General features: G+C 63.2%; 21 protein-coding genes and 1 pseudogene. 7 read left to right on the forward strand and 15 right to left on the reverse strand.

Features of this window, described 5'->3' with window-relative positions; genetic code table 11:
• Positions 1-10: 10 nt before the first annotated feature.
• The 5 genes and pseudogenes from NKH97_RS18180 to NKH97_RS18200 all read right to left on the reverse strand — a co-directional run bounded on the left by NKH97_RS18180 (position 11) and on the right by NKH97_RS18200 (position 4,928).
• Positions 11-1,669, reverse strand: coding sequence for an FAD-binding dehydrogenase (locus tag NKH97_RS18180; protein WP_352798307.1), 1,659 nt, complete (start codon positions 1,667-1,669; stop codon positions 11-13).
• A 40-nt stretch (positions 1,670-1,709) separates the two neighbouring features.
• A complete protein-coding gene (locus NKH97_RS18185; protein WP_352554626.1) occupies positions 1,710-2,696 on the reverse strand; it encodes a Gfo/Idh/MocA family protein in 987 nt (328 codons plus the stop codon).
• 67 nt (positions 2,697-2,763) lie between these two features.
• Positions 2,764-3,338, reverse strand: a pseudogene (locus NKH97_RS18190) (YceI family protein).
• Between the two features lie 68 nt (positions 3,339-3,406).
• Positions 3,407-3,979: a cytochrome b gene (locus tag NKH97_RS18195; protein ID WP_023810599.1), complete on the reverse strand. Its 573-nt coding sequence runs from the start codon at positions 3,977-3,979 to the stop codon at positions 3,407-3,409.
• Between the two features lie 58 nt (positions 3,980-4,037).
• Positions 4,038-4,928, reverse strand: coding sequence for a LysR family transcriptional regulator (locus tag NKH97_RS18200; protein ID WP_023810600.1), 891 nt, complete (start codon positions 4,926-4,928; stop codon positions 4,038-4,040).
• A 96-nt stretch (positions 4,929-5,024) separates the two neighbouring features.
• Here NKH97_RS18200 and NKH97_RS18205 point away from each other — a divergent pair, with 96 nt between their 5' ends.
• Positions 5,025-6,020 (forward strand): aldo/keto reductase, encoded by a 996-nt coding sequence (locus tag NKH97_RS18205; RefSeq protein WP_352440499.1) that lies wholly within the window; start codon positions 5,025-5,027, stop codon positions 6,018-6,020.
• A 268-nt stretch (positions 6,021-6,288) separates the two neighbouring features.
• Here the strand turns inward: NKH97_RS18205 and NKH97_RS18210 are convergent, their stop codons facing one another.
• From NKH97_RS18210 to infC, 9 genes are all read right to left on the reverse strand, one after another.
• Positions 6,289-6,891, reverse strand: a complete 603-nt coding sequence (locus NKH97_RS18210; protein WP_352611044.1) for a nucleotidyltransferase family protein — start codon at positions 6,889-6,891, stop codon at positions 6,289-6,291.
• 38 nt (positions 6,892-6,929) lie between these two features.
• Positions 6,930-9,407: a phenylalanine--tRNA ligase subunit beta gene (pheT, locus tag NKH97_RS18215; RefSeq protein WP_352798311.1), complete on the reverse strand. Its 2,478-nt coding sequence runs from the start codon at positions 9,405-9,407 to the stop codon at positions 6,930-6,932.
• Positions 9,404-9,826 carry a GFA family protein gene (locus tag NKH97_RS18220; protein ID WP_023810604.1) on the reverse strand — a complete coding sequence of 141 codons (423 nt, stop codon included), beginning with the start codon at positions 9,824-9,826 and terminating at the stop codon, positions 9,404-9,406. Before NKH97_RS18220 ends, pheT begins: the two co-directional genes overlap by 4 nt.
• A complete protein-coding gene (gene pheS / locus NKH97_RS18225) occupies positions 9,823-10,920 on the reverse strand; it encodes a phenylalanine--tRNA ligase subunit alpha (RefSeq protein WP_352554632.1) in 1,098 nt (365 codons plus the stop codon). The genes NKH97_RS18220 and pheS overlap by 4 nt, the downstream gene beginning before the upstream one ends.
• 141 nt (positions 10,921-11,061) lie before the next feature.
• Complete coding sequence (gene rplT, locus NKH97_RS18230) at positions 11,062-11,463, reverse strand: 50S ribosomal protein L20 (RefSeq protein ID WP_023672281.1); 402 nt, start codon at positions 11,461-11,463, stop codon at positions 11,062-11,064.
• Positions 11,464-11,611: 148 nt separating this feature from the next.
• Positions 11,612-11,815: a 50S ribosomal protein L35 gene (gene rpmI, locus NKH97_RS18235; protein ID WP_006201248.1), complete on the reverse strand. Its 204-nt coding sequence runs from the start codon at positions 11,813-11,815 to the stop codon at positions 11,612-11,614.
• A 182-nt stretch (positions 11,816-11,997) separates the two neighbouring features.
• A complete protein-coding gene (locus tag NKH97_RS18240; RefSeq protein WP_023810606.1) occupies positions 11,998-12,642 on the reverse strand; it encodes a methyltransferase family protein in 645 nt (214 codons plus the stop codon).
• Between the two features lie 142 nt (positions 12,643-12,784).
• Positions 12,785-13,411, reverse strand: coding sequence for a methyltransferase family protein (locus NKH97_RS18245; RefSeq protein WP_023810607.1), 627 nt, complete (start codon positions 13,409-13,411; stop codon positions 12,785-12,787).
• Between the two features lie 128 nt (positions 13,412-13,539).
• Entirely contained in the window at positions 13,540-14,076 is a 537-nt protein-coding gene (infC, locus tag NKH97_RS18250) for a translation initiation factor IF-3 (protein WP_023810608.1), read from the reverse strand.
• Positions 14,077-14,279: 203 nt separating this feature from the next.
• On the opposite strand from infC, the gene NKH97_RS18255 reads away from it, so the two are divergent.
• The 4 genes from NKH97_RS18255 (at position 14,280) to NKH97_RS18270 (ending at position 17,751) form a co-directional block, all read left to right on the forward strand.
• On the forward strand, positions 14,280-15,050 hold the full coding sequence (locus tag NKH97_RS18255) for an alpha/beta hydrolase (protein WP_023810609.1): 771 nt from the start codon (positions 14,280-14,282) through the stop codon (positions 15,048-15,050).
• On the forward strand, positions 15,050-16,192 hold the full coding sequence (locus NKH97_RS18260) for a benzoate/H(+) symporter BenE family transporter (protein WP_352798314.1): 1,143 nt from the start codon (positions 15,050-15,052) through the stop codon (positions 16,190-16,192). The genes NKH97_RS18255 and NKH97_RS18260 overlap by 1 nt, the downstream gene beginning before the upstream one ends.
• 117 nt (positions 16,193-16,309) lie before the next feature.
• Entirely contained in the window at positions 16,310-16,792 is a 483-nt protein-coding gene (locus NKH97_RS18265) for a DUF2852 domain-containing protein (protein ID WP_023810611.1), read from the forward strand.
• Between the two features lie 200 nt (positions 16,793-16,992).
• Positions 16,993-17,751, forward strand: coding sequence for a M48 family metallopeptidase (locus tag NKH97_RS18270; protein WP_352611041.1), 759 nt, complete (start codon positions 16,993-16,995; stop codon positions 17,749-17,751).
• 305 nt (positions 17,752-18,056) lie between these two features.
• On the opposite strand, the gene NKH97_RS18275 is transcribed toward NKH97_RS18270, so the two are convergent.
• Entirely contained in the window at positions 18,057-18,275 is a 219-nt protein-coding gene (locus NKH97_RS18275; protein WP_352798317.1) for a hypothetical protein, read from the reverse strand.
• Between the two features lie 110 nt (positions 18,276-18,385).
• Between NKH97_RS18275 and NKH97_RS18280 the strand changes: the two genes are divergently transcribed.
• On the forward strand, positions 18,386-19,045 hold the full coding sequence (locus NKH97_RS18280) for a phosphoribosylanthranilate isomerase (RefSeq protein ID WP_352798319.1): 660 nt from the start codon (positions 18,386-18,388) through the stop codon (positions 19,043-19,045).
• A 33-nt stretch (positions 19,046-19,078) separates the two neighbouring features.
• Positions 19,079-20,299, forward strand: a complete 1,221-nt coding sequence (gene trpB / locus NKH97_RS18285) for a tryptophan synthase subunit beta (RefSeq protein WP_023810615.1) — start codon at positions 19,079-19,081, stop codon at positions 20,297-20,299.
• The last annotated feature ends 1 nt before the right edge of the window (position 20,300 follow it).

Here is a 20,300-nt window from a genome sequence, read left to right on the forward strand (position 1 = left end):
CGGCGCCGGCTCACCCTACCGAAGCGGCCGCCGACCGGCCGGCGCTGCGGCCGGAAAAGATGCAGCCGCCGAGGAAGGTGCCTTCGAGCGCCGCATAGCCATGCACGCCGCCGCCGCCGAAGCCGGCGGCTTCGCCGACCGCATAGAGCCCGGCGACCGGCAGGCCATCGGCACCCAGCACGCGGCTGTCGAGATCGGTCTGCAGGCCGCCCAGCGTCTTGCGGGTCAGGATGTTGAGACGCACCGCGATCAGCGGGCCGTTTGCCGGATCGAGCATCTTGTGCGGCTTGGCCGTGCGGATCAGGCGGTCGCCGAGATAGGCGCGCGCCCCGCGCAGGGCGCTGATTTGCATGTCCTTGGAGAACGGGTTGTCGAGCTGCCTGTCGCGGGCGCGGATTTCCCGCTCTACCTGGGCGACGTCGAGCAGCGGCTCACCGCCGGCAAGGGCGTTCATGCGCGCGACCAGCGCCGGCAAATCAGCCTCGACGATGAAATCCTCGCCCTTCTCCATGAACGCCTTGACCGGACCCGGAATGCCAGATGTGGCGCGGCCGAGCACCTGGCGCCAGCTCTTGCCGGTCAGGTCCGGGTTCTGCTCGGAGCCCGACAGCGCGAACTCCTTCTGGATGATTTTCCTGGTCAGGATGAACCAGGAATAATCGAAACCGGTGCTCATGATATGGCTGAGCGTGCCCAGCGTGTCGAAGCCGGGATAGAGCGGCACCGGCAGGCGCTTGCCGCGTGCGTCGAGCCACAGCGATGACGGGCCGGGCAGGATGCGGATCGCATGGTCGGTCCAGATCGGCGCCCAGTTCTTGATGCCCTCGACATAGTGCCACATGCGGTCGCGGTTGATGATCGAACCGCCGGCCTCTTCCGTGATCGCCAGCATGCGGCCGTCGACATGGTCGGGCACGCCGGTGATCATGCGCTTTGGTGCCGCGCCCAGCCGATGCGGCCAGTTTTCGCGGACAAGCTGATGGTTGGCACCGATGCCGCCGGAGGCGACGATCACCGCTTGCGCATGAAGCTCGAAATCGCCGGCGACATTGCGCGAACTCTTGTGGCCGCGCTCGACGATGCTGGGCTGCAGGATGTCGCCACGCACGCCGGTCACAACAGCGCCCGTCCGCGTCAGTTCATTGACCCGATGACGGAACTTGAAGCTTATCAATCCGCGTTTTTGCGCCTCGCGCACGCGCTGCACGAACGGTTCGAGAACGCCGGGGCCGGTGCCCCAGGTGATGTGGAAGCGCGGCACCGAATTGCCGTGGCCGATGGCATTGCCGCCGCCGCGCTCGGCCCAGCCGACCACCGGAAAGAATTTCAGGCCGCGCTGCATCAGCCAGGAGCGTTTTTCGCCGGCGGCGAAGCCGACATAGGCTTCCGCCCATCTGCGCGGCCAGAAATCCTCGGGCCGATCGAAAGCCGCGGTGCCCAGCCAGTCTTCGAGCGCCAGGTCATGCGAATCGCGGATGCGCATGCGCCGCTGCTCGGGCGAATCGACGAGGAAAAGGCCGCCGAACGACCAGAACGCCTGGCCGCCGAGCGACTGCTCCGGCTCCTGGTCGACGATGATGATTTTCTTGCCGGCCTCGGCAAGCTCGGCGGCGGCAACCAGCCCTGCAAGGCCAGCGCCGACAATGATCACGTCCGCATCGTCAGCCATCTTTCCTCCCAGAATTAGCCGGCTATTTCAACGCAAGGGGTCAGACGGCCTCCCAGCCTTCTTTGCCGCCGGCGCGGAAGATGGCATCGATGACTTTCTGATTGAGCACAGATTCCTCCAGCGTGAAGACGCGCTCCTTGCCGCCCTGTGCCGCACGCGCGAAGGTCTCGACCTCCAGCCGGTACTGCTGCGTGCCGGGAAAGCGGAACACCTGCGCCTCGGAGTGGTTCTGGTTGTGCAGTTCGACGCGGTGGTGGTCGTAGAGCCCGGCATTGAAAGGCGAGAACAACTCGATGAAACCCTTCTCACCGTGGAACACCATGACCTGGCGCGCCGCCATCTGCGTCGACAGGTAGAAGGACAGTTCGAAGTCACCGAAATCGGCGCGGATCGAGGAGTAGATGTCGGTGCCGAATTTCTGGTCGCGCTCGATCGTCGCCTGCACGCGCAGCGGCTCCTTGCCGGTCGAAAAGCGCGTCGACACGGTCGGGTAGACGCCGATGTCGGGCAGCGCGCCGCCGCCGAGGTCGAGCTGGTTGCGCATGTTGCTGGGGTCGACATTGTAGTAGGAGAAGGCACCCTGCACATGGCGCAGCCGGCCGATGGCGCCGCTGGCGATCAGGTCGCGTACCTTGATCCATTGCGGGTGGTAGATGACCATGAAGGCCTCGCAGACCAGCACCTTTTTCTGGTCGCGCAGCTTGATCAGCGGAAGAATGTCGTTGGCGTCGAGCGCCAGCGGCTTTTCGACCAGCACGTGCTTGCCGGCTTCGATGGCCTTTGCCGTCCATTCGACATGCTGCGAAGTCGGCAGCGGGATGTAGACGCCGTCGACCTCATTGGAGGCAAGCAGTTCCTCATAGGAGCCGAAGGCATGCCGCGCGCCGAAGCGGTCGGCGAGCGCCTTGGCCTTCGACAGGTCGCGGCTGGCGATCGCCGACAGCACGCCATTCTCCGCCTCGACCATGGCCGGCAACAAATGCTCGCGGCCGATCTTGGCCGTCGACAACACACCCCATCGGAACATCAGGCTTCTCCTCTCGATTACAGGCGACGAGGTTTGCCCGAAATCGCCGGAAAAGCCAATGACAAGGTCAGCCCCTTTTGCCGGTCAGCGTCATGTCGAAGTCGACGATGTTGGAATAGATCGGCGTGCCGACATCCATGCCGTAGCGTGACCTCAACACCTTGCCGGTGACATGGAATTTTATGGTGCCAGCCTTGAGACCGCCAAGCTCGGCCGTGAATTTTTCCGGGAACGTCTTGCCGCGCGCCGTCAGCCGGCCGCTGACGAGGGCCTGGTGTCGCTGGTTCGGGTCACGCTGGTCGAGCGGAACTGGATTTCCGGGTTCTTGGCGGCATCGAACACCGCGTCAGAGCGCAGGAAGGCATCGATACGGCCCTGGCCGGTGCCGACGCTTTCGGGAAAGATGGTGAAATTGACCTGCGAGCGCCCGACATCGCTGTTGTCGATGCGGATCGACCCCTTGAAGCGAGCAAAGGCGCCATTGAGGCCGCCGCCGCCGACCTTGTCGATGGAGAAGCGGATGCTGGAGCTGGCCGGGCTGATCGAATAGCTGCCGGCGGCGTCACCAAGCGCGACGGCCGCTGAAACAGGCATGGCAAGGCAAGCGGCGACCGCCGCAAATCCGAGGATGCGCGTGTACATGGGATGTTCCTTGTTGGAGGCAGCGCATTTCTTGCGCCCTCACTCCATGAACGAATGAACCGCTCGCTCTATTCCGGATCTGACGAAGGCGTGATCATGCGCGTGAGCACGCCATCCCTGAGCTGGAAATGATGCCGCAGTGCCGCCGCGACGTGGAGCGCGACCAGAGCCATGCCGGCATAGCCGAGATACCAGTGCGCCGCCGCCCAGAAGCTTTCGGCACCATCCGATTCGGCCAGCGGCAGGTTCGGCATGATGAACAGGTTGAACGGCAGGCTGGGAATCTCCAGCATCGAGACCGACACCAGCGCCCAGCCGGACAAGGGCAAGGCAAGCTGGAACGCGTAGAGCGCAAAATGGGCCAACGGTGCCGCCCGACGCTCCAGAGTCCCGACCGAGCGCGGCAGCGGCGGCCATACATTGCCAAGGCGCCAGGCGATGCGCAGGACGATCAGGCCGAGCAGCAGAAAACCGAAGGATTTGTGCAGCTGGATCAGTTCGAAGGCGGTGCGCTGGCTGGTCAGCCGCACCATGACGAAGCCGAGTCCGAACTGGCCGATGAAGATGAGCGCAATCAGCCAGTGGAGAATGATCGCGCCCCAGCCGTAGCTGGTCGTGCTATTGGTGATCGATGTTTGCATCGTTGGTGAACGACCGCGATGCCGGTTTTCTTCCACCAGGGGGAGGGGCGAGCCCGCTCTATCCACTCACCTTGAAGAAATCGACAAACGCCCTAAGCGCTGGCCGCATCTGACGGCGGCTCGGATAATAGACAAAGAAGCCGTCGAAGGGCGGGCACCAGTCCTCCAGCACGCGGATCAGCCTGCCGTCGGCGAGCGGTGCGCGGACATAATCCTCAAAGACGAAGGCAAGCCCGGCGCCGTCGACCGCCGCCTGCGCGATCAGATGGTCCTCATCGAGGATCAGCGGTCCCTCCACCGCCATCTCGATCGTCTCGCGGCCTTTCTCGAATTCCCAGCGGTAGAGGATGCCGCTGGAGAAGCGGAAGCGGATGCAGCGGTGGCCGGCTAGGTCGCGCGGGTGGAGCGGCTTGGGGCTCACCTCGAAATAGACCGGGGCGCCGACCACCGCGCCGCGAAGGTCCGGCCCGATGCGCACCGCGATCATGTCGCGCTGCAGGCTCTCGCCTAGCCTGACTCCAGCATCGAAGCCGCCTTCCACCACGTCGGTGAAGCGGTCCTCGATGACGATCTCCAGCACGATGTCGGGATAGGCCGACGCAAAGGCGCCCAGCCGTGGCGTCAGCGCCAAATGGGCCGCCGTGCGCGGCACGGTCAGCCGCAGATTGCCGGCCGGCCGGTCGCGCGCTTCGATTGCCGTCTCCAGCGCCAGGTCGATCTCGGAAAGCGCCGGCCGCAATCGCTCGAGCAGTTGCGCGCCCTCCTCGGTCGGGGCAACGCTGCGCGTGCTGCGTGCCAACAGGCGCACGCCAAGCCGGGCTTCGAGGCTGGATACCGCGTGGCTAACCGCCGAAGGCGCGATGGCCAATTCCCTGGCAGCGCCGCGAAAGCTGCCGCATTGAGCGACAGTCGCCAGCACCGCCAGTTGTGAAAGATGCGCTCGATTCATTGATCTATCTTTTAGTACAGCCCGTGCGGATGAAAACCGATTATCGAACACAAGGCAAGGCGCTATTTCTCCCACATCGCAACAAGGAGACGCGTTATGCAAACCCGCAAGCTAGGAACTGAATTGAACGTCTACCCCGTCGGCCTCGGCTGCATGGGCATGAGCTTCGCCTATGGCGGCCAAGCGGAAGCCGATGCGATCGCCACGCTGCACCGCGCCGTCGACATCGGCGTCAATTTCTTCGACACGGCGGAAGTCTATGGCCCTTACGAGAACGAGATCCTGCTCGGCAAGGCGCTGAAGTCGGTGCGTGACAAGGTGACGATCGCGACAAAATTCGGCTTCAAGATTTTGGAGGAAGGCACAGGCCTCGACCGCATGGCGGGCGTCGACAGCCGCCCCGAGCACGTCAAGGCGGTCGCCGAGGCCTCGCTGAAACGGCTGGGCACCGATGTGATCGACCTCTACTATCAGCACCGTGTCGACCCCAACGTGCCGATCGAGGATACGGTCGGCGCCATGGCCGAACTGGTGCGCGAGGGCAAGGTGCGCGCGCTTGGCCTGTCCGAGGCGAGTGCCGCGACCATCCGCCGGGCCCATGCCGTTCATCCGATATCGGCCGTGCAGAGCGAGTATTCGCTGTGGAGCCGCGACCCGGAAGACGAGGTGTTCGCCGTCTGCCGCGAGCTCGGCATCGGCTTCGTTCCCTATAGCCCGCTCGGCCGTGGGCTGCTGACCGGCACGATCGCCAAGCCCGAGGCCTTGAGCGACGACGACTGGCGCCGGACCTTGCCGCGCTTCCAGGCCGAGGCGATGGAAGCCAATGCCGCCGTCATCGCCACGCTGGAAAAGCTGGCGGCTGAAAAGGGCGCAACCTCGGCGCAGCTGGCGCTGGCCTGGGTGCTGCACCAGGGCGATTTCATCGTACCGATCCCCGGTGCGCGCAAAATCCGCCATCTCGAGCAGAACACGGCGGCGGCGGACATTGCACTTAGCGCTGTCGAGGTGCAGGCGATTGGCGATGCGCTGTCGCCCGACAAGGTGGTCGGTAGGCGCTATGCGCAGAAGGAGTTGGCGCTGGTGAATGGGTGAAAGCTGGTGAGTAAGCGGAAGGGGTGCTTCGGCGCCCCTTTTCATGCGCGATGGTGCAGAAGGTTGCGTGACGTTGGCGCGAGGCACCCCCCTCTGTCCTGCCGGACATCTCCCCCGCAAGGGGGGAGATCGGATGTCACGCCGGCTTTCGCCAATCACCAACGTTGCAAGAAGGGTGCCGCCGATGAAGTTGCCAATCTCCCTCCTTGCGGGGGAGATGGCCGGCAGGCCAGAGGGGGGTGCCTCGCGCCAACATTCCGGCAACTCCCTACCAAGGCACGACAGTGGTCTCCGGCCAATACTCCTGGGCGCGTCTGCCCTTCACCTCATGCGTGCGCTGATTGTCCATCACCCGGTTCGGTGTGATGCGGAACGAAAAAATATCGTCAAGACCAAATGGAGCCACGATCTCGAGCTGCCCATCCGCATCGTATCGCACACCCACCGCATGGGTCTTCGACGCAAAATAGCTGACGGATTCGCTGGCGCTCGAATAGCGCGGGCAGGGTTGGCAGAACTTCTGCGGATACCATAGATGCACCCGCGCCTGGTTGCGCACCTCGACCGGCAACGCTAGCCCCTCGAAATGCCGCGCCGCCCGGCGGATCACCGCGTCCTCGGCCTCGTAGGACAGGTCGCTGTCATCGAAGTAGAAGAGATCAACGTCCTTGATGCCGTAACCCGAAGGCTTGCCGGTCAGGTGGTTCCAGACACTGTTGTAGAGCGCGCCGGACACCACCAGCCAGCCCGGCAGGTCGAGCGTGCGAGCCCGCGCCAGCGCGTCGCGGACCAGCGGGTCGGCAGGCACGATGGCGAGAAACGCCGCGCGCTGTTCTTCGAAAGGAAGTCCGGAATACCGCAGATGGTCCATCGCCCTTTGGAGGGCGATTCGCCATCTGCTCGCAAGTCTTAGCCGCGCAGAACGCCGCCCGTCTGCTTGCCGACATTCTCGACGATACGCTTGGCCAGTGCCTCGAAATCCTCGTCGGTCAGCGTCTTTTCGACCGGCTGGATCGACACTTCGATGGCAATAGACTTCCTGCCCTCGCCGAGCGAAGCGCCTTCGAAGATGTCGAAGACCGAAACGCCCGTGATGAGCTTCTTGTCGGCGGCGAGCGCCGCGCGGACCAGCGTGCCGGCCTCGACCGTTTTGTCGACGACGAAAGCGAAGTCGCGCTTGACCGCCTGGAAGGGGGACAGTTCCAGTTTCGGCTTGGTTTTCGTCGGCTTGGTCTTCGGCTCGGGCACAGCATCGACAAACACTTCGAAGCCGCACAGCGGACCGGAAACATCGAGGCCTTCCAGCGTCTTCGGGTGGAATTCGCCGAAGGTGCCGAGCACGGTTTTCGGACCGAGCTTGATCGTGCCGGAACGGCCGGGATGATACCATGCCGGGCCGCCGGCCTCGATCTGCAGCCGGTCGACAGGCGCACCGCAGGCTTCCAGTGCGGCGATCGCGTCGGCCTTGGCGTCGAACACGCCGACCGCACCCGAATTGCCGGCCCAGTTGCGGCCTGAGCCGTCGAGCTTGGCGGTGCCGCGGCGCACGCCGGCGGCGACGCGCCGCTGCTGGTCGGCGCCGTCGCCCTCATAGGTGCCCGACACTTCGAACAGCGCCACGTCGCCGATACCCTTGTCGGCGTTGCGCTGGGCAGCAGCGATCAGCCCGGGCAGCAGCGAGGGCCGCATGTCGGACATGTCGGCGGCGATCGGGTTGGCGAGCTTCAGCGCGGTCTGGCCACCGCCGAACAGCTCGGCATGCTTGGCCGGAATGAACGACCAGGTGACGGCTTCCATCATGCCGCGCACGGCAAGCGCGCGCTTGGCGGTGCGGGTACGGACCTGCAGCGTGGTGAGGATCCTTGCGTTGACCGCGTCATGCGCGCCGAGCGGCTGCGGCGCGATGTTGTCGACGCCGTGGATGCGCATGACTTCCTCGACCAGATCTGCCTTGCCATCGACGTCGGGGCGCCAGGACGGCACGGCGACGTCGAAGACGCCCGATATCTTTTCTTGAGACGAGAAATCTCGTGTGCCGGGCGGCGGAGCAACATAGTTGGCATGGGGTCGATAGGTTGGCTCTGCACTGAAACCCAGGCGCTCAAGGATAGATAGGCTCTCATCCTCGTCGACCTCGATGCCGGTCAGCCGCTTCACTTCCGCCAGCGGGAAGGAAACGATCTTCGGCTGATAGTCGGCATAACCGACGACTTCCATTTCGGTCGGCGTGCCGCCGCAGAAATCGAGCACCAGTTTCGTTGCCAACTCGACGCCGGGAACCATGAATTCGGGGTCCACGCCGCGCTCGAAGCGGTAGCGCGCGTCGGTGATGATGCCGAGCGTGCGGCCGGTGCGCGCCGTGGTGATCGGATCCCAAAGGGCGGATTCGATCAGCACGTCGGTCGTGTTCTCGTCGCAGCCCGAATGCTCGCCGCCCATGATGCCGGCGATGGACTCGACGCCATTGTCATCAGCGATGACACACATTTCCGGCGTCAGCGTGTATTCGCGGCCGTCGAGCGCCTGCACCTTTTCACCATCGCGCGCGCGGCGCACGACGAGATTGCCGGCAACCTTGCTGGCGTCGAACACATGCAGCGGGCGTCCGCGGTCGAAGGTGACGTAGTTGGTGATGTCGACCAGCGCGCTGATGGGTCTCAGGCCAATGGCGATCAGCCGCTGCTGCAGCCATTTTGGCGACGGCCCATTCTTGACGCCCTTGACCAGGTTGAGCGCGAAGCCGGGGCAAAGCTCCGGCGCTTCGATCGTCACCTTGACCGGACACATGCCATTGCCGACATGCGGCATGATGGCGCCGCCAACGAGGCGGCCAAGCCCGCTCGCCGCCAGATCCCTGGCGATGCCATAGACGCTGGTGGCATCCGGCCGGTTCGGCGTCAAATTGATCTCGATGACCGGATCGTCGATATGCGCATAGGCGGCGAAGCTGGTGCCGACCGGCGCATCCTCGGGCAGGTCGATGATGCCGTTGTGTTCGTCTGACAGTTCCAGCTCGCGCTCGGAACACATCATGCCGTGGCTTTCGACCCCCCTGATCTTGCCGACCGCCAGCGTCACGTCGATGCCGGGCACATAGGTGCCGGGCGCGGCAAAGGCGCCGATCAGGCCAGCGCGGGCGTTTGGCGCGCCGCAGACGACCTGCACGGGTGGCTTGCCGTCGCCCGTATCGACGGTCAGCACGCGCAGCCGGTCGGCATCGGGATGCTGGACCGCCGTCAGCACCCTGGCGATGACGAAGGGCTTCAGGCTTGACTTGTCGTCGACATGCTCGACTTCGAGGCCGATCGAGGTCAGCCGCTCGACGATCTCGTCGAGCGTAGCGTCGGTCTCTAGGTGGTCCTTGAGCCAGGAGAGGGTGAATTTCATGGGGCTGTTCCGTCTGGTCTTTTGACGCTTGATTTCAGATGTCTCGGCAGGTCGTCGGACATATGCAGGTAGGGCAGCTGCTCGCCGACATAGGCATGCAGCGTGGGTTCAAAATCGGCTGGCATGTCCATGGCGCCGAGCATGAAGTAGATGTCGTCTTCCAGCCGCTCGTCGACATAGGCGATGGGTGAGCCGCAAGTGCCGCAGAACGAGCGCGTCACCGGGCCGTTCTCGAACATCTTCAGCGCCTTGCCGGTGAACGCGACCTGACCGGCCGGGAAGCCGACAAAGGCCGATACAGGCGCGCCGCTGGCCCGCCGGCAATCGCCGCAATGGCAATAGCTGACGTGGTGCGGTTCGGCCGATGCCTCGAACCGCACGGCGCCGCAGCGACAGCCGCCGGCGTAGGGCGCTGTCATGCGCTCAGGCCCCCAAACAGCGTCGGCATGTCGAGCGGCCTGAACCCGTAATGCGACAGCCAGCGCACGTCGGCATCGAAGAAGGCGCGCAGGTCCGGCATGCCGTATTTCAGCATGGCGATGCGGTCGATGCCCATGCCCCAGGCAAAGCCCTGATATTCGTCCGGATCGAGCCCGCCATGGCGCAGCACGTTGGGATGGACCATGCCGCAGCCGAGGATCTCCATCCAGTCGGAGCCTTCGCCGAAGCGCACTTCGCCCGGCCGCGAGCGGTCGCACTGGATGTCGACCTCGAGGCTCGGCTCGGTGAACGGGAAGAAGGACGGCCGGAAGCGCATCTTGACCTGCGGCACCTCGAAGAAGGCCTTGCAGAACTCCTCCAGCACCCACTTCATGTTGGCGACGTTGGCCGTCTTGTCGATCACCAGCCCCTCGACCTGATGGAACATCGGCGAGTGAGTGGCGTCCGAATCCTGGCGGTAAGTCTTGCCCGGAATGACGATGCGGATCGGCGGCTTCTTCGTCTCCATGGTGCGGATCTGCACCGGCGAAGTGTGCGTGCGCAAAAGCTTGCGCTCGCCCTTCTCGTCCGGCTGGAAGAAGAAGGTGTCGTGCATCTCGCGCGCCGGATGGCCTTCGGGGAAATTCAGCGCAGTGAAATTGTAGTAATCGGTCTCGATATCGGGACCTTCCGCGATGGAAAACCCGAGGTCGCCGAAGATCGCCGCGATCTCATCGATGACCTGGCTGATCGGGTGGATACGGCCGCGCTCGGCCGGCGACTGCCGCACCGGCAGCGTCACATCGACCCTTTCGGCGGCGAGGCGGGCGGTGATCGCCACATCTTTCAACTCGGCCTTGCGCACCGTCAGCGCATCTGTGACGCGGTTCTTGAGCCCGTTGATTGCGGGGCCTTTGACCTGACGCTCCTCAGCGGTCATGGCGCCAAGGGTCTTCAGCATCTCGGACACGGCGCCCTTCTTGCCGAAAGCAGCGATGCGCACGGCCTCGATGGCCGGCTCATCGGCGGCCGAGGCGATTTCGGCCAGAAGTGAGTTTTCAAGCGTATCCAGGCCAGTGGTTGCGTCGTTCACGGTCAAACTCGCTACGTTGGAAATCAGCTCAAAGTGAAAGTCACTTTTAAGTTGAAAGTTCAGGCAAAAGAAAAACCCGCGCCAGCCGTGCCAGCGCGGGTTCCCCAAATCAGAATTGCGAATGCTTGGGAAGCGCTGGTCTTAGGCGACAGCGCTTTCAAAAGCGTTCGGCGTGGTGTTCTTCAGATATTCGAGCGCCACCTTGGCCTTGGCGACCAGGGCTGCGAAAGCCTGCGGCTCATGGATGGCCATGTCCGACAGGATCTTGCGGTCGATCTCGATGCCCGACTTGTTGAGGCCGTCGATGAAGCGGCCATAGGTCAGGCCATGCTCGTGCGTCGCGGCGTTGATGCGCTGGATCCACAGCGCGCGGAACGAGCGCTTGCGGTTCTTGCGGTCGCGATACGCGTACTGCATCGACTTTTCCACCGCCTGCTTGGCGATGCGGATGGTGTTCTTGCGGCGGCCGTAGAAGCCTTTGGCGGCTTTCAGGACCTTCTTGTGCTTGGCGTGCGAAGTGACGCCTCTTTTTACGCGTGCCATGTCATGATCTCCTTAAAAGCAATTCCAGGAAAAGTGCCTTGCGGTTTTCCGTTCGGAATTGCGTAAAACAAATGCGTGTCCGGACCGAATGATCTTATTTTGGCGAATGATGTTTTCCAAAAAGTCTGCAACTTTTTGGCATCATTCCCTAGAGACCGTTCGGCAGAAAATTCTTGATGACCTTCTTGCCATCCGGTTCAGCCAGAACCATCGTGCCGCGGGCATTTCGAATGAACTTGTTGGAACGCTTGATCATGCCGTGACGCTTGCCGGCCGCAGCCGACAGGACTTTACCCGTACCTGTGATCTTGAACCGCTTCTTGGCGGCCGATTTGGTCTTCATCTTGGGCATTTTGCTACTCCGTATTGTTGGCGCACTATCGCGCTTCTTGTTCGCTTCGGGCCGACCAAAGCCCGAAAAGCAAATGAAACCGCCACGGCATGCCCTGCCGGGCGGTTTTCTTGAACGGCGGTGCTATACGTCAAAGACGGCCCGCGTGCAACACCTGTGGAGATGCGGCGCTGTGTCCTTGGTCAGGGCAGCGTGAACCAGACCGGCAACATGCCTGACAGCTGGGCTCCGTCTATCAGCTCGAAGGCCGGCAGGGCGACGAGGAAGACCAGGCCGTCGAGCAGCGTGGTCAGCAACAGGCGGGGCTTGAAGCTGCCCGTATCGCCCTCCTGGTAGAGCGACAGCTTCGGGAAGAAGCGCGGCACCTTCTCCAGATAGGCCTGGTACGGCGCGCCGAGCGCTTCCTTGAGGAACTTCTCTTCGCGCAGGATGACGATGTGGAAGGCACCCGCGCACAGCAGCGCAAAGAGGATGATGCCGGAGAACGAGCCGATCTGGGCGCCGACGCCCGCCGCGGCCACGGTCGAGAACACATAAAGTGGGTTGCGGGTGATCGAGTAAGGCCCGCCGGTCACCACCTCGGAAGATTTGCGCCCGCCTATGTAGAGCGTCGCCCAAAGGCGCCCGACGATGCCGAGGAAAATCAGCAGCACGCCGAACATTTCGATCGACTCATGCACCCAGGTTTCAGGCGGAAACGTCGATTGGCCGAACAGCAGTGCCAGAAACAGCACCACCACCAGCACCGCAAGCACCATGCGGCGCATATGCTGGTAGTTGCCCAGCCCGTGTGCCTCGACGGGCGCAGACTTGATTTCATTGACCATGGCGGAATCCGATCGTCGAAAAACTTGCCGGCGATCGCAGCTTCTGGCCAAGAAAACAGGGCCCCGCCGATCGTTGGGACGGCTTGCAGGATAATTCAGGCGGATTTAATGCATGTCGCCTCTTTTGACTGCCTACCGCAGCTCAATACAGCCAGAAGAGGACGGGAATTACACCGCTTTCCTGTCCGGACTCGATGAGTTCGAAAAACGGTATGGAAACCAGAAACATCAAGCCGTCGCGCAGCGTGTGATTGAAGATGCGCGGTGTGAAGGTGACCTCGGCCTGATCGCGATAAAGCCGGGGATTGGGAAAAAAACGCGGCACCCGTGCAACGTAGTCCTTGTACGGCGCCCCGAGCACGGTCGTCAAATGCCGTTCCTCGCGCAGCGTGACGATGTGGAACGCGGCCGCGCACAAAACCGCCGACGCTACCGCGACGATCGCGCTGCCGGTCTGGGTGCCGATGCCGACGGCCGCTACGGTGGAGAAAAAATACAGCGGGTTGCGCATCACCGAATATGGGCCGGTTGCAACCACTTCGGCCGACTTGCGGCCGCCGATATAGAGGATCGACCAGAGCCGGCCGCCGATTCCGATCAGTATCAGGGCGATCCCGTGCGCCTCTATGCGTTCGTGGGTCAGTTCATCGTGCGGGGAGCCGCCGAAGATCAGCAAAGCGCAAAAAGCGCCGATTAGCAGCGCCAGCAGGACGCGCCGGCGCCGCTGATAGCGACCCATTTCACTTGTAGAACGTGCCGCAGCGGTCATGGGAGAATCCTTTCGCCGCGAGGACCGGCAACCAGAATCCTTGTCGAAGCAACTTGCGGAGAAATCATGGCGGAGGCAAAACAAAACAAAAGCCGCCGAAGCGGCCTTTGCTTTTGACGGGGATCGCTCTAGCGCGGCGACAGCACCATCATCATCTGGCGGCCTTCGAGCTTCGGTTCCGCTTCGACCTTGGCAATCGTCGCCACTTCCTCGCGGACCTTGTTCAGAAGCTGCATGCCGAGTTCCATATGCGCCATCTCGCGGCCACGGAAGCGCAGCGTCAGCTTGACCTTGTCGCCTTCCTCGAAGAAGCGGCGAACCGCCTTCATCTTGGTCTCGTAGTCATGGCTGTCGATGTTCGGGCGCATCTTGATCTCCTTGATCTCGATGACCTTCTGGTTCTTGCGCGCCTCGGCCGCCTTCTTCTGGTTGGCGTATTTCAACTTGCCGAGATCGAGGATCTTGACGACGGGGGGCACCGCATTGGGCGATATCTCGACGAGATCGAGCCCAGCCTCTTCGGCGAGCAGCAACGCATCGTTGATGGAAATATCGCCGCGGTTCTGGCCATCGGCGTCGATAAGCTGGACCCGGGGAACCCGGATGTCACGGTTGGAGCGCGGGCCATCCTTGGTCGGCGCCGCTGCTTTGAAAGGTCTGCGAATGGTCGTGGTCTCCTTGGCCGTTTCGTTCAGGTTCGTCAGTGTTGATGCGTGGACGCGCAATGTGGTGAGCGCGCGGGCGGAGTCAATAGCACAGCATTGACAGAAAATCACCCTGATCGCTGCTCTGCACCAAACAAACAACATCGTGAGCACTTTTCGCCACGCCACCGGCTGTGTCACAAGACCCGCGTTGAGGAAAAGCCATGACTGCTACGCCCCCAATCTTTCTGGATGTAGATGGATCGCGCATCGCGGTGCGCCATACTGCTGGCTCTGCGCCAGGCATCGTCTGGCTCGGCGGCTACAAGTCGGACATGCTGGGCACGAAGGCGCAGACGCTGACGGACTGGGCGGCGAAAGAAGGCCGCGCCTTCCTGCGCCACGATTATTCTGGCCATGGCGAATCCGGCGGCGCCTTTGCCGACGGCACGATTTCGACATGGCTTGCGCAGAGCCTTGCCGTGTTCCGGCATTTCACCCGGGGCAGCCAGATCCTGGTCGGCTCCTCGATGGGCGCCTGGATCGCGCTGCGCATGGTGCAGGAATTGCGCAAGGCAGGCGATAGCAACGTCGCCGGCATGGTGCTGCTGGCGCCAGCCCCGGATTTCACCGCCGACCTGGTCGAACCGGTGCTGACCAAGGCGCAGAAGCGCGATCTCGCCAAAAAAGGTTTCTTCGAAGAGCCGTCGGACTATTCCACGGAACCCTACATCTACACCCGCGCCCTGATCGAGGACGGGCGCTACAACCGGGTTATGACAGGCCCGATCGACACCCATTGCCCGGTGCACATCCTGCAGGGCCTGGCCGATGCGGACGTGCCTGCAAGCCACGCACTGAAGCTGGTCAGCTTGCTGCCCGCCGACGACGTGACACTGTCATTGATCCCCGACGGCGACCATCGCTTGTCGCGACCCCAAGATCTCGACATGCTGGTGCGGGCCGTCGATGCGATGGCGCAGAGGGGAAACTGATGCGCCTTTCCATCCCGATATCCGCCTTCGTCGCGGCGATCGTCGGCTTCGGCGGCACGCTGGCCATCGTCATCGCAGCCGCCACCGCAGTCGGTGCGACGCAGATCGAGACGGCAAGCTGGGTGACGACGATCTGCCTGGCCATGGCGATCGAGAGCCTGTGGCTGTCATGGCGCACGAAAATGCCTGTCATCACCGCCTGGTCGACGCCGGGCCTGGCGCTGATCGCGGCATCGAGCGGCTTTTCGATGAGCGAGGCCGTCGCCGCCTTCATCGTCACCGGCGTCCTTCTGATCGCCACAGGGCTGTTTCGGCCCCTGACCAAGCTGATCTCGAGGATACCGCCCTCCGTCGCCTCGGGCATGCTGGCCGGCATCGTCGTCACCTTCGCGCTCAATGCGGTGAAGACCATTCCGATCGACCCGTGGCTGATCCTGCCGCTGATCGCCGTCTTCTTCGTTATCAGGCTGTTCAACCCGGCGCTGTCGGTGCTGGCGGTTCTGATCGGCGGTGGCCTCGCCGCTTTCCTCACCGGCCGTGTCGGTGGCCTGCCGACACCGGAACTGTCGACGCTGACGCTGATTGCGCCTGACTTCACCACCAAGGCGGTGATCGGCCTGGCACTGCCGCTCTATCTCGTCACCATGGCGTCGCAAAACCTGTCCGGCCTCGCCGTGCTGCGCGCCGCCGGCTATCACCCGGAGCCCGGCCCGCTGATCGGTGTCACGGGCCTGTTTTCGCTGCTCTCGGCGCCGTTCGGCGGCTCGACGACCAATCTGGCGGCGATCTCGGCGGCGATCTGCACCGGGCCGGACGTCCACCCCGATCCCGCCGAGCGCTGGAAGACCGGCCCGTTCTATGCGCTCGCCTATCTCATCTTTGCGATTTTCGGCGCTTCGCTGGTGGCGATCTTCGCGGTGCTGCCGCAGAGCCTGATCGTGCTGGTGGCAGGCCTGGCGCTGATGGCGTCGCTCGCCAACGCGCTGTCTATCGCGCTGAAGGAAGAGGCGGATCGCATGGCCGCCACCGTCACCTTTGTCGTCACCGCGTCGGGTCTGACGCTGTTCGGCGTTGGCGCCGCATTCTGGGGCCTGATTGCCGGGCTGGTCGTGCTTTTCCTCGATATGATCAAAAAGCGATAATCATTTCAGATGCTTGTCCGGATTTGGCGGACATTGTCTTGAATCGCCGTTTTTCTCTTCCCATTTCGATTCCACGCAGCCGGGTTTGGCTGTCTCCAACCGAAGGAATGGGAGAAAATGAACACATCCGCATTGATCCGTCCGGCCTGGACGCCGGCAACCATCGCGTTGATGGTTGTGGGTTTCATGGTGTTCTGGCCACTCGGCTTCGCCATGCTCGCCTACATCATCTGGGGCGACCGCCTCGATGGCTTCAAGCGTGACGTCAACCGCGCGACCGACGGCATCTTCGCCGGATGCCGCCGCGGTTCCGACAAGGCCGCGCGCTGGGGCAATGGCTCCGCCCGCACCGGCAACGTCGCTTTCGACGACTGGCGCGAAAAGGAACTGGAGCGCCTGAACGAAGAGCGTCGCAAGCTCGACGAGATGCTGACCCAGTTCGACGAGTATGCCCGCGAATTGCGCCGCGCCAAGGATCAGGACGAGTTCGACCGGTTCATGGCCAACCGCAACAAGTCGACGGCTCCGACGAAGACCGATCCGGGCGCCGGAACGACGACCACCAAGCGTGGCAAGGGTTCGAACCTGCTTGACGACTGAGGCCCGACGCATGACCCCGAAAATCGGAACCGGTTTTCGGAAAGGATCATGCGCCAACTTAAAGTGCTACAGCGTCCTTTGCGCGTCCCAGAGGACGCGCGGCTCTGTAGGACAGGCCAAGGTATGACGACGGCGTCGCGCGAGCGGCGCCGTTTCTTTTTTGTTCTAGTCGTTTTTCTCGAATCGCGTATCGTCCCGCCATGACTCTCGGCTTCTTTCGCAATCTGACAAAGCCCAAGCCCACGCCTGTCGTGGAACGCGAATATTGCGTCGCCGGCCGCACGCTGCCGCTCAAGATCGTCGAGAGCGCCAGGGCGCGCCGAATGACGCTGCGCATCGATTCAGGCGGTCAGGGTCTGCGCATCACCGTGCCGCCAGGCCTGCGCCGCGGCGAGGTGGACAGGTTCCTCGAGCGGCACCAGGACTGGCTGGAGCAGCGACTGGCCAAGGTGCCGACGCGGCCGCAGGTGCGGCCCGGCATCAGGATCCCGGTGCGTGGCGTGGCGCACCGCATCGTCCATGAGCCATCAAAGCGCGGGACCGTGACGGTGTCGAGCGATGAGCGCGGCCCGCTGCTGATCGTGCACGGCGATCGCATACACCTACCGCGCCGCATCGCCGACTTCCTCAAGCGCGAGGCCAAGAAGGACATCGAGAAGCTGGTGCTCAAGCACACCCAGGCGTTGGGCAAACGCGCCAAGGCCGTCCGCTTCAAGGACACGTCGAGCCGCTGGGGCTCCTGCACCTCCGAAGGCAATCTGTCCTTCTCCTGGCGCATCATGATGGCGCCGTCGCCGGTCATCAACTATCTCGTCGCGCATGAAGTGGCGCATCTCAAGGAGATGAACCATGGTCCGAAATTCTGGAAATTGTGCGAAAAGCTCTGCCCCGACACCGATCGCTGCAAGGACTGGCTGAAGCGCAATGGCGGTGCGCTGCAGGCGATCATGTTCGAGTAGGCGGCAGCCGAGCGGCACGTCGAGCGCAGTAGGCTACTCGCGCGACCGTTGGAGATTGGCGAAGCTATCTCCAACGTCGTCATCCTAGGGCGGAGCAAGGAGCGAAGCGACGCGGCGCAGACCCTGGGATCCATGCCGTGACGCACGAGCGCCGCAACGGTGCAGGTCTCGGATATCCGCCAGAACAAAACGACCATTTCAGCAACGCGTTCATTCTCCACCGCCGCATCCTTCGGTGGATGTCACGGCATGGATCCTAGGGTCTGCGCTCCGCTTCGCGTCGCTCCGCCCTAGGATGACGAAATTCAGTCGTCATTCGCCGCATTAAGCTCTTCCGGCCGCAACCCCTCATCGCCATGATGCGGCCACGGCAGGAAATTGCCGTCGAATTCATCGCCGCCGAAATAGTCGAGCGCCCGGTGCGCTTCGGCGCCGTTGAAGGCAGCCTTGTCGATCAGGTGCGCGATGACCTCGCGCGCCTGCGCGACCTTCTGCCTGAGTTCGGCAATTGTCCTGTCGGTCATGATCGTGCTCCCGCCGTGTCCTGTTCATCCATAGGTAGCGCCTTTGGCCGTGTCGGCAAACAGCATGCTTTTTCTCGACTCTTTTCGCTTTTCATGCCAATTCCCGCGCCATGGCACTCGACATCAAGATCTGCGGCTTGAAGACCGACGGGGCAATGGCCGCGGCGCTGGCCGGCGGCGCCAGCCATGTCGGGTTTATCTTCTTCGCCAAAAGCCCGCGCTATGTCGAACCTGCCGAGGCTGGCCGTCTGCGCGAGACTGCGCGCGGCAAGGCGATGGCGGTTGCCGTCACCGTAGATACCAGCGACGCCTTCCTTGATGAAATCGTTGCCAAAATGCAGCCTGACATGCTGCAGCTGCATGGTGCGGAAACGCCCGAGCGCGTCGCCGAGGTCAAAGCCCGCTATGGCCTGCCGGTGATGAAGGCGCTGCCGCTCAGCGAGGCCGCCGATCTCGAACGGATAAAGCCGTTCATCGGCATAGCCGACCGGTTCCTGTTCGACGCCAAGCCGCCGAAAGGCTCGCAACTGCCGGGCGGCAACGGCGTGGCCTTCGACTGGCACATCCTCGCCGGCCTTGACGGCAGCGTCGATTACATGCTTTCCGGTGGGCTCAACGCCGCCAATATCGGCGATGCCCTTCGGCTTGCCGACCCGCCCGGAATAGACATTTCCTCAGGCGTGGAAAGCGCGCCGGGCATCAAGGATCCGGCGCTGATCGAACAGTTTTTCCGGGCCGTCAGGGCCGCGCGGAACACCCGCGCAGCCTGAGCGTGCTGTAAACGACAAGCCAGGAGATCGGCGATGAACAAGCCGGCGACACCCAATTCCTTCCGCACCGGACCCGACGAACAGGGCATGTTCGGCATTTTCGGCGGTCGTTTCGTTGCCGAAACGCTGATGCCGCTGATCCTCGATCTGGAGCGGCACTGGAACGAGGTCAAGAACGATGCGGATTTCAGGGCCGAGCTGACTGACCTGTCGACCCACTATGCCGGACGGCCGTCGAAGCTTTATTTCGCCGAAGGCCTCACGAAGCATCTCGGCGGCGCAAAGGTCTATTTCAAGCGCGAGGATCTGAACCATACCGGTTCGCACAAGATCAACAATTGCCTCGGCCAGATCCTGCTGGCCAAGCGCATGGGCAAGAAGCGCATCATCGCCGAGACCGGCGCCGGCCAGCACGGCGTGGCGTCGGCCACGGTCGCGGCCCGCTTCGGCTTTCCCTGCGTCGTCTATATGGGCGCCACCGACGTCGCCCGGCAAAGCCCCAATGTCTTCCGCATGAAGCTGCTCGGCGCCGAAGTGCGGCCGGTGACCGCCGGTCACGGCACGCTGAAGGACGCCATGAACGAGGCGTTGCGCGACTGGGTGACCAATGTCGAGGACACCTATTACTTGATCGGCACCGCTGCGGGCCCGCATCCCTATCCGGAGCTGGTGCGCGATTTCCAGTCGGTGATCGGCATCGAGGCGCGGGCGCAGATCCTCGAACAGGAGGGCCGGCTGCCGGACACGATCATCGCCGCTGTCGGCGGCGGCTCCAACGCCATCGGCCTGTTTCATCCGTTCCTCGACGACAAGGATGTCCGCATCATCGGCATCGAAGCCGGCGGGCGCGGTCTCGACGGCATCGAGCATTGCGCGTCGATGAATGCCGGCGCGCCCGGCGTGCTGCACGGCAACCGTACCTATCTCCTGCAGAACTCTGACGGCCAGATCATGGATGGCCATTCGATCTCGGCCGGCCTCGATTACCCTGGTGTCGGCCCGGAGCACTCGTGGCTGCGTGATTCAGGCCGCGTCGAATATGTGCCGATCCTCGACGACGAAGCGCTGGAGGCCTTCAAGCTGACGACGCGCGTCGAAGGCATCATCCCGGCGCTGGAATCCGCGCATGCCATTGCGCATGCGGTGAAGATCGTGCCCGCCATGGACAAGGACCAGATCGTCATCGTCAACCTGTCCGGCCGTGGCGACAAGGACGTGCACACGGTGGCTTCGATGCTGGGCATGGAGATCTGAT

The sequence above is a fragment of the Mesorhizobium sp. M0870 genome, assembly GCF_040319775.1.
In the GTDB taxonomy this organism is placed as follows: Bacteria; Pseudomonadota; Alphaproteobacteria; order Rhizobiales; family Rhizobiaceae; genus Mesorhizobium.

Bases quoted from the DNA above. Each gene is read 5' to 3' on its own strand.
- NKH97_RS18260 (WP_352798314.1), top strand. From the start codon at position 15,050: ATGCGCCTTTCCATCCCGATATCCGCCTTCGTCGCGGCGATCGTCGGC.
- NKH97_RS18210 (WP_352611044.1), bottom strand. From the start codon at position 6,891: ATGGACCATCTGCGGTATTCCGGACTTCCTTTCGAAGAACAGCGCGCG.
- NKH97_RS18205 (WP_352440499.1), top strand. From the start codon at position 5,025: ATGCAAACCCGCAAGCTAGGAACTGAATTGAACGTCTACCCCGTCGGC.
- NKH97_RS18240 (WP_023810606.1), bottom strand. From the start codon at position 12,642: ATGGTCAATGAAATCAAGTCTGCGCCCGTCGAGGCACACGGGCTGGGC.
- NKH97_RS18245 (WP_023810607.1), bottom strand. From the start codon at position 13,411: ATGACCGCTGCGGCACGTTCTACAAGTGAAATGGGTCGCTATCAGCGG.
- NKH97_RS18280 (WP_352798319.1), top strand. From the start codon at position 18,386: ATGGCACTCGACATCAAGATCTGCGGCTTGAAGACCGACGGGGCAATG.
- NKH97_RS18275 (WP_352798317.1), bottom strand. From the start codon at position 18,275: ATGACCGACAGGACAATTGCCGAACTCAGGCAGAAGGTCGCGCAGGCG.
- NKH97_RS18185 (WP_352554626.1), bottom strand. From the start codon at position 2,696: ATGTTCCGATGGGGTGTGTTGTCGACGGCCAAGATCGGCCGCGAGCAT.
- rpmI (WP_006201248.1), bottom strand. From the start codon at position 11,815: ATGCCCAAGATGAAGACCAAATCGGCCGCCAAGAAGCGGTTCAAGATC.
- rplT (WP_023672281.1), bottom strand. From the start codon at position 11,463: ATGGCACGCGTAAAAAGAGGCGTCACTTCGCACGCCAAGCACAAGAAG.
- NKH97_RS18255 (WP_023810609.1), top strand. From the start codon at position 14,280: ATGACTGCTACGCCCCCAATCTTTCTGGATGTAGATGGATCGCGCATC.
- NKH97_RS18200 (WP_023810600.1), bottom strand. From the start codon at position 4,928: ATGAATCGAGCGCATCTTTCACAACTGGCGGTGCTGGCGACTGTCGCT.
- NKH97_RS18265 (WP_023810611.1), top strand. From the start codon at position 16,310: ATGAACACATCCGCATTGATCCGTCCGGCCTGGACGCCGGCAACCATC.
- NKH97_RS18220 (WP_023810604.1), bottom strand. From the start codon at position 9,826: ATGACAGCGCCCTACGCCGGCGGCTGTCGCTGCGGCGCCGTGCGGTTC.
- pheT (WP_352798311.1), bottom strand. From the start codon at position 9,407: ATGAAATTCACCCTCTCCTGGCTCAAGGACCACCTAGAGACCGACGCT.
- NKH97_RS18270 (WP_352611041.1), top strand. From the start codon at position 16,993: ATGACTCTCGGCTTCTTTCGCAATCTGACAAAGCCCAAGCCCACGCCT.
- trpB (WP_023810615.1), top strand. From the start codon at position 19,079: ATGAACAAGCCGGCGACACCCAATTCCTTCCGCACCGGACCCGACGAA.
- NKH97_RS18195 (WP_023810599.1), bottom strand. From the start codon at position 3,979: ATGCAAACATCGATCACCAATAGCACGACCAGCTACGGCTGGGGCGCG.
- NKH97_RS18180 (WP_352798307.1), bottom strand. From the start codon at position 1,669: ATGGCTGACGATGCGGACGTGATCATTGTCGGCGCTGGCCTTGCAGGG.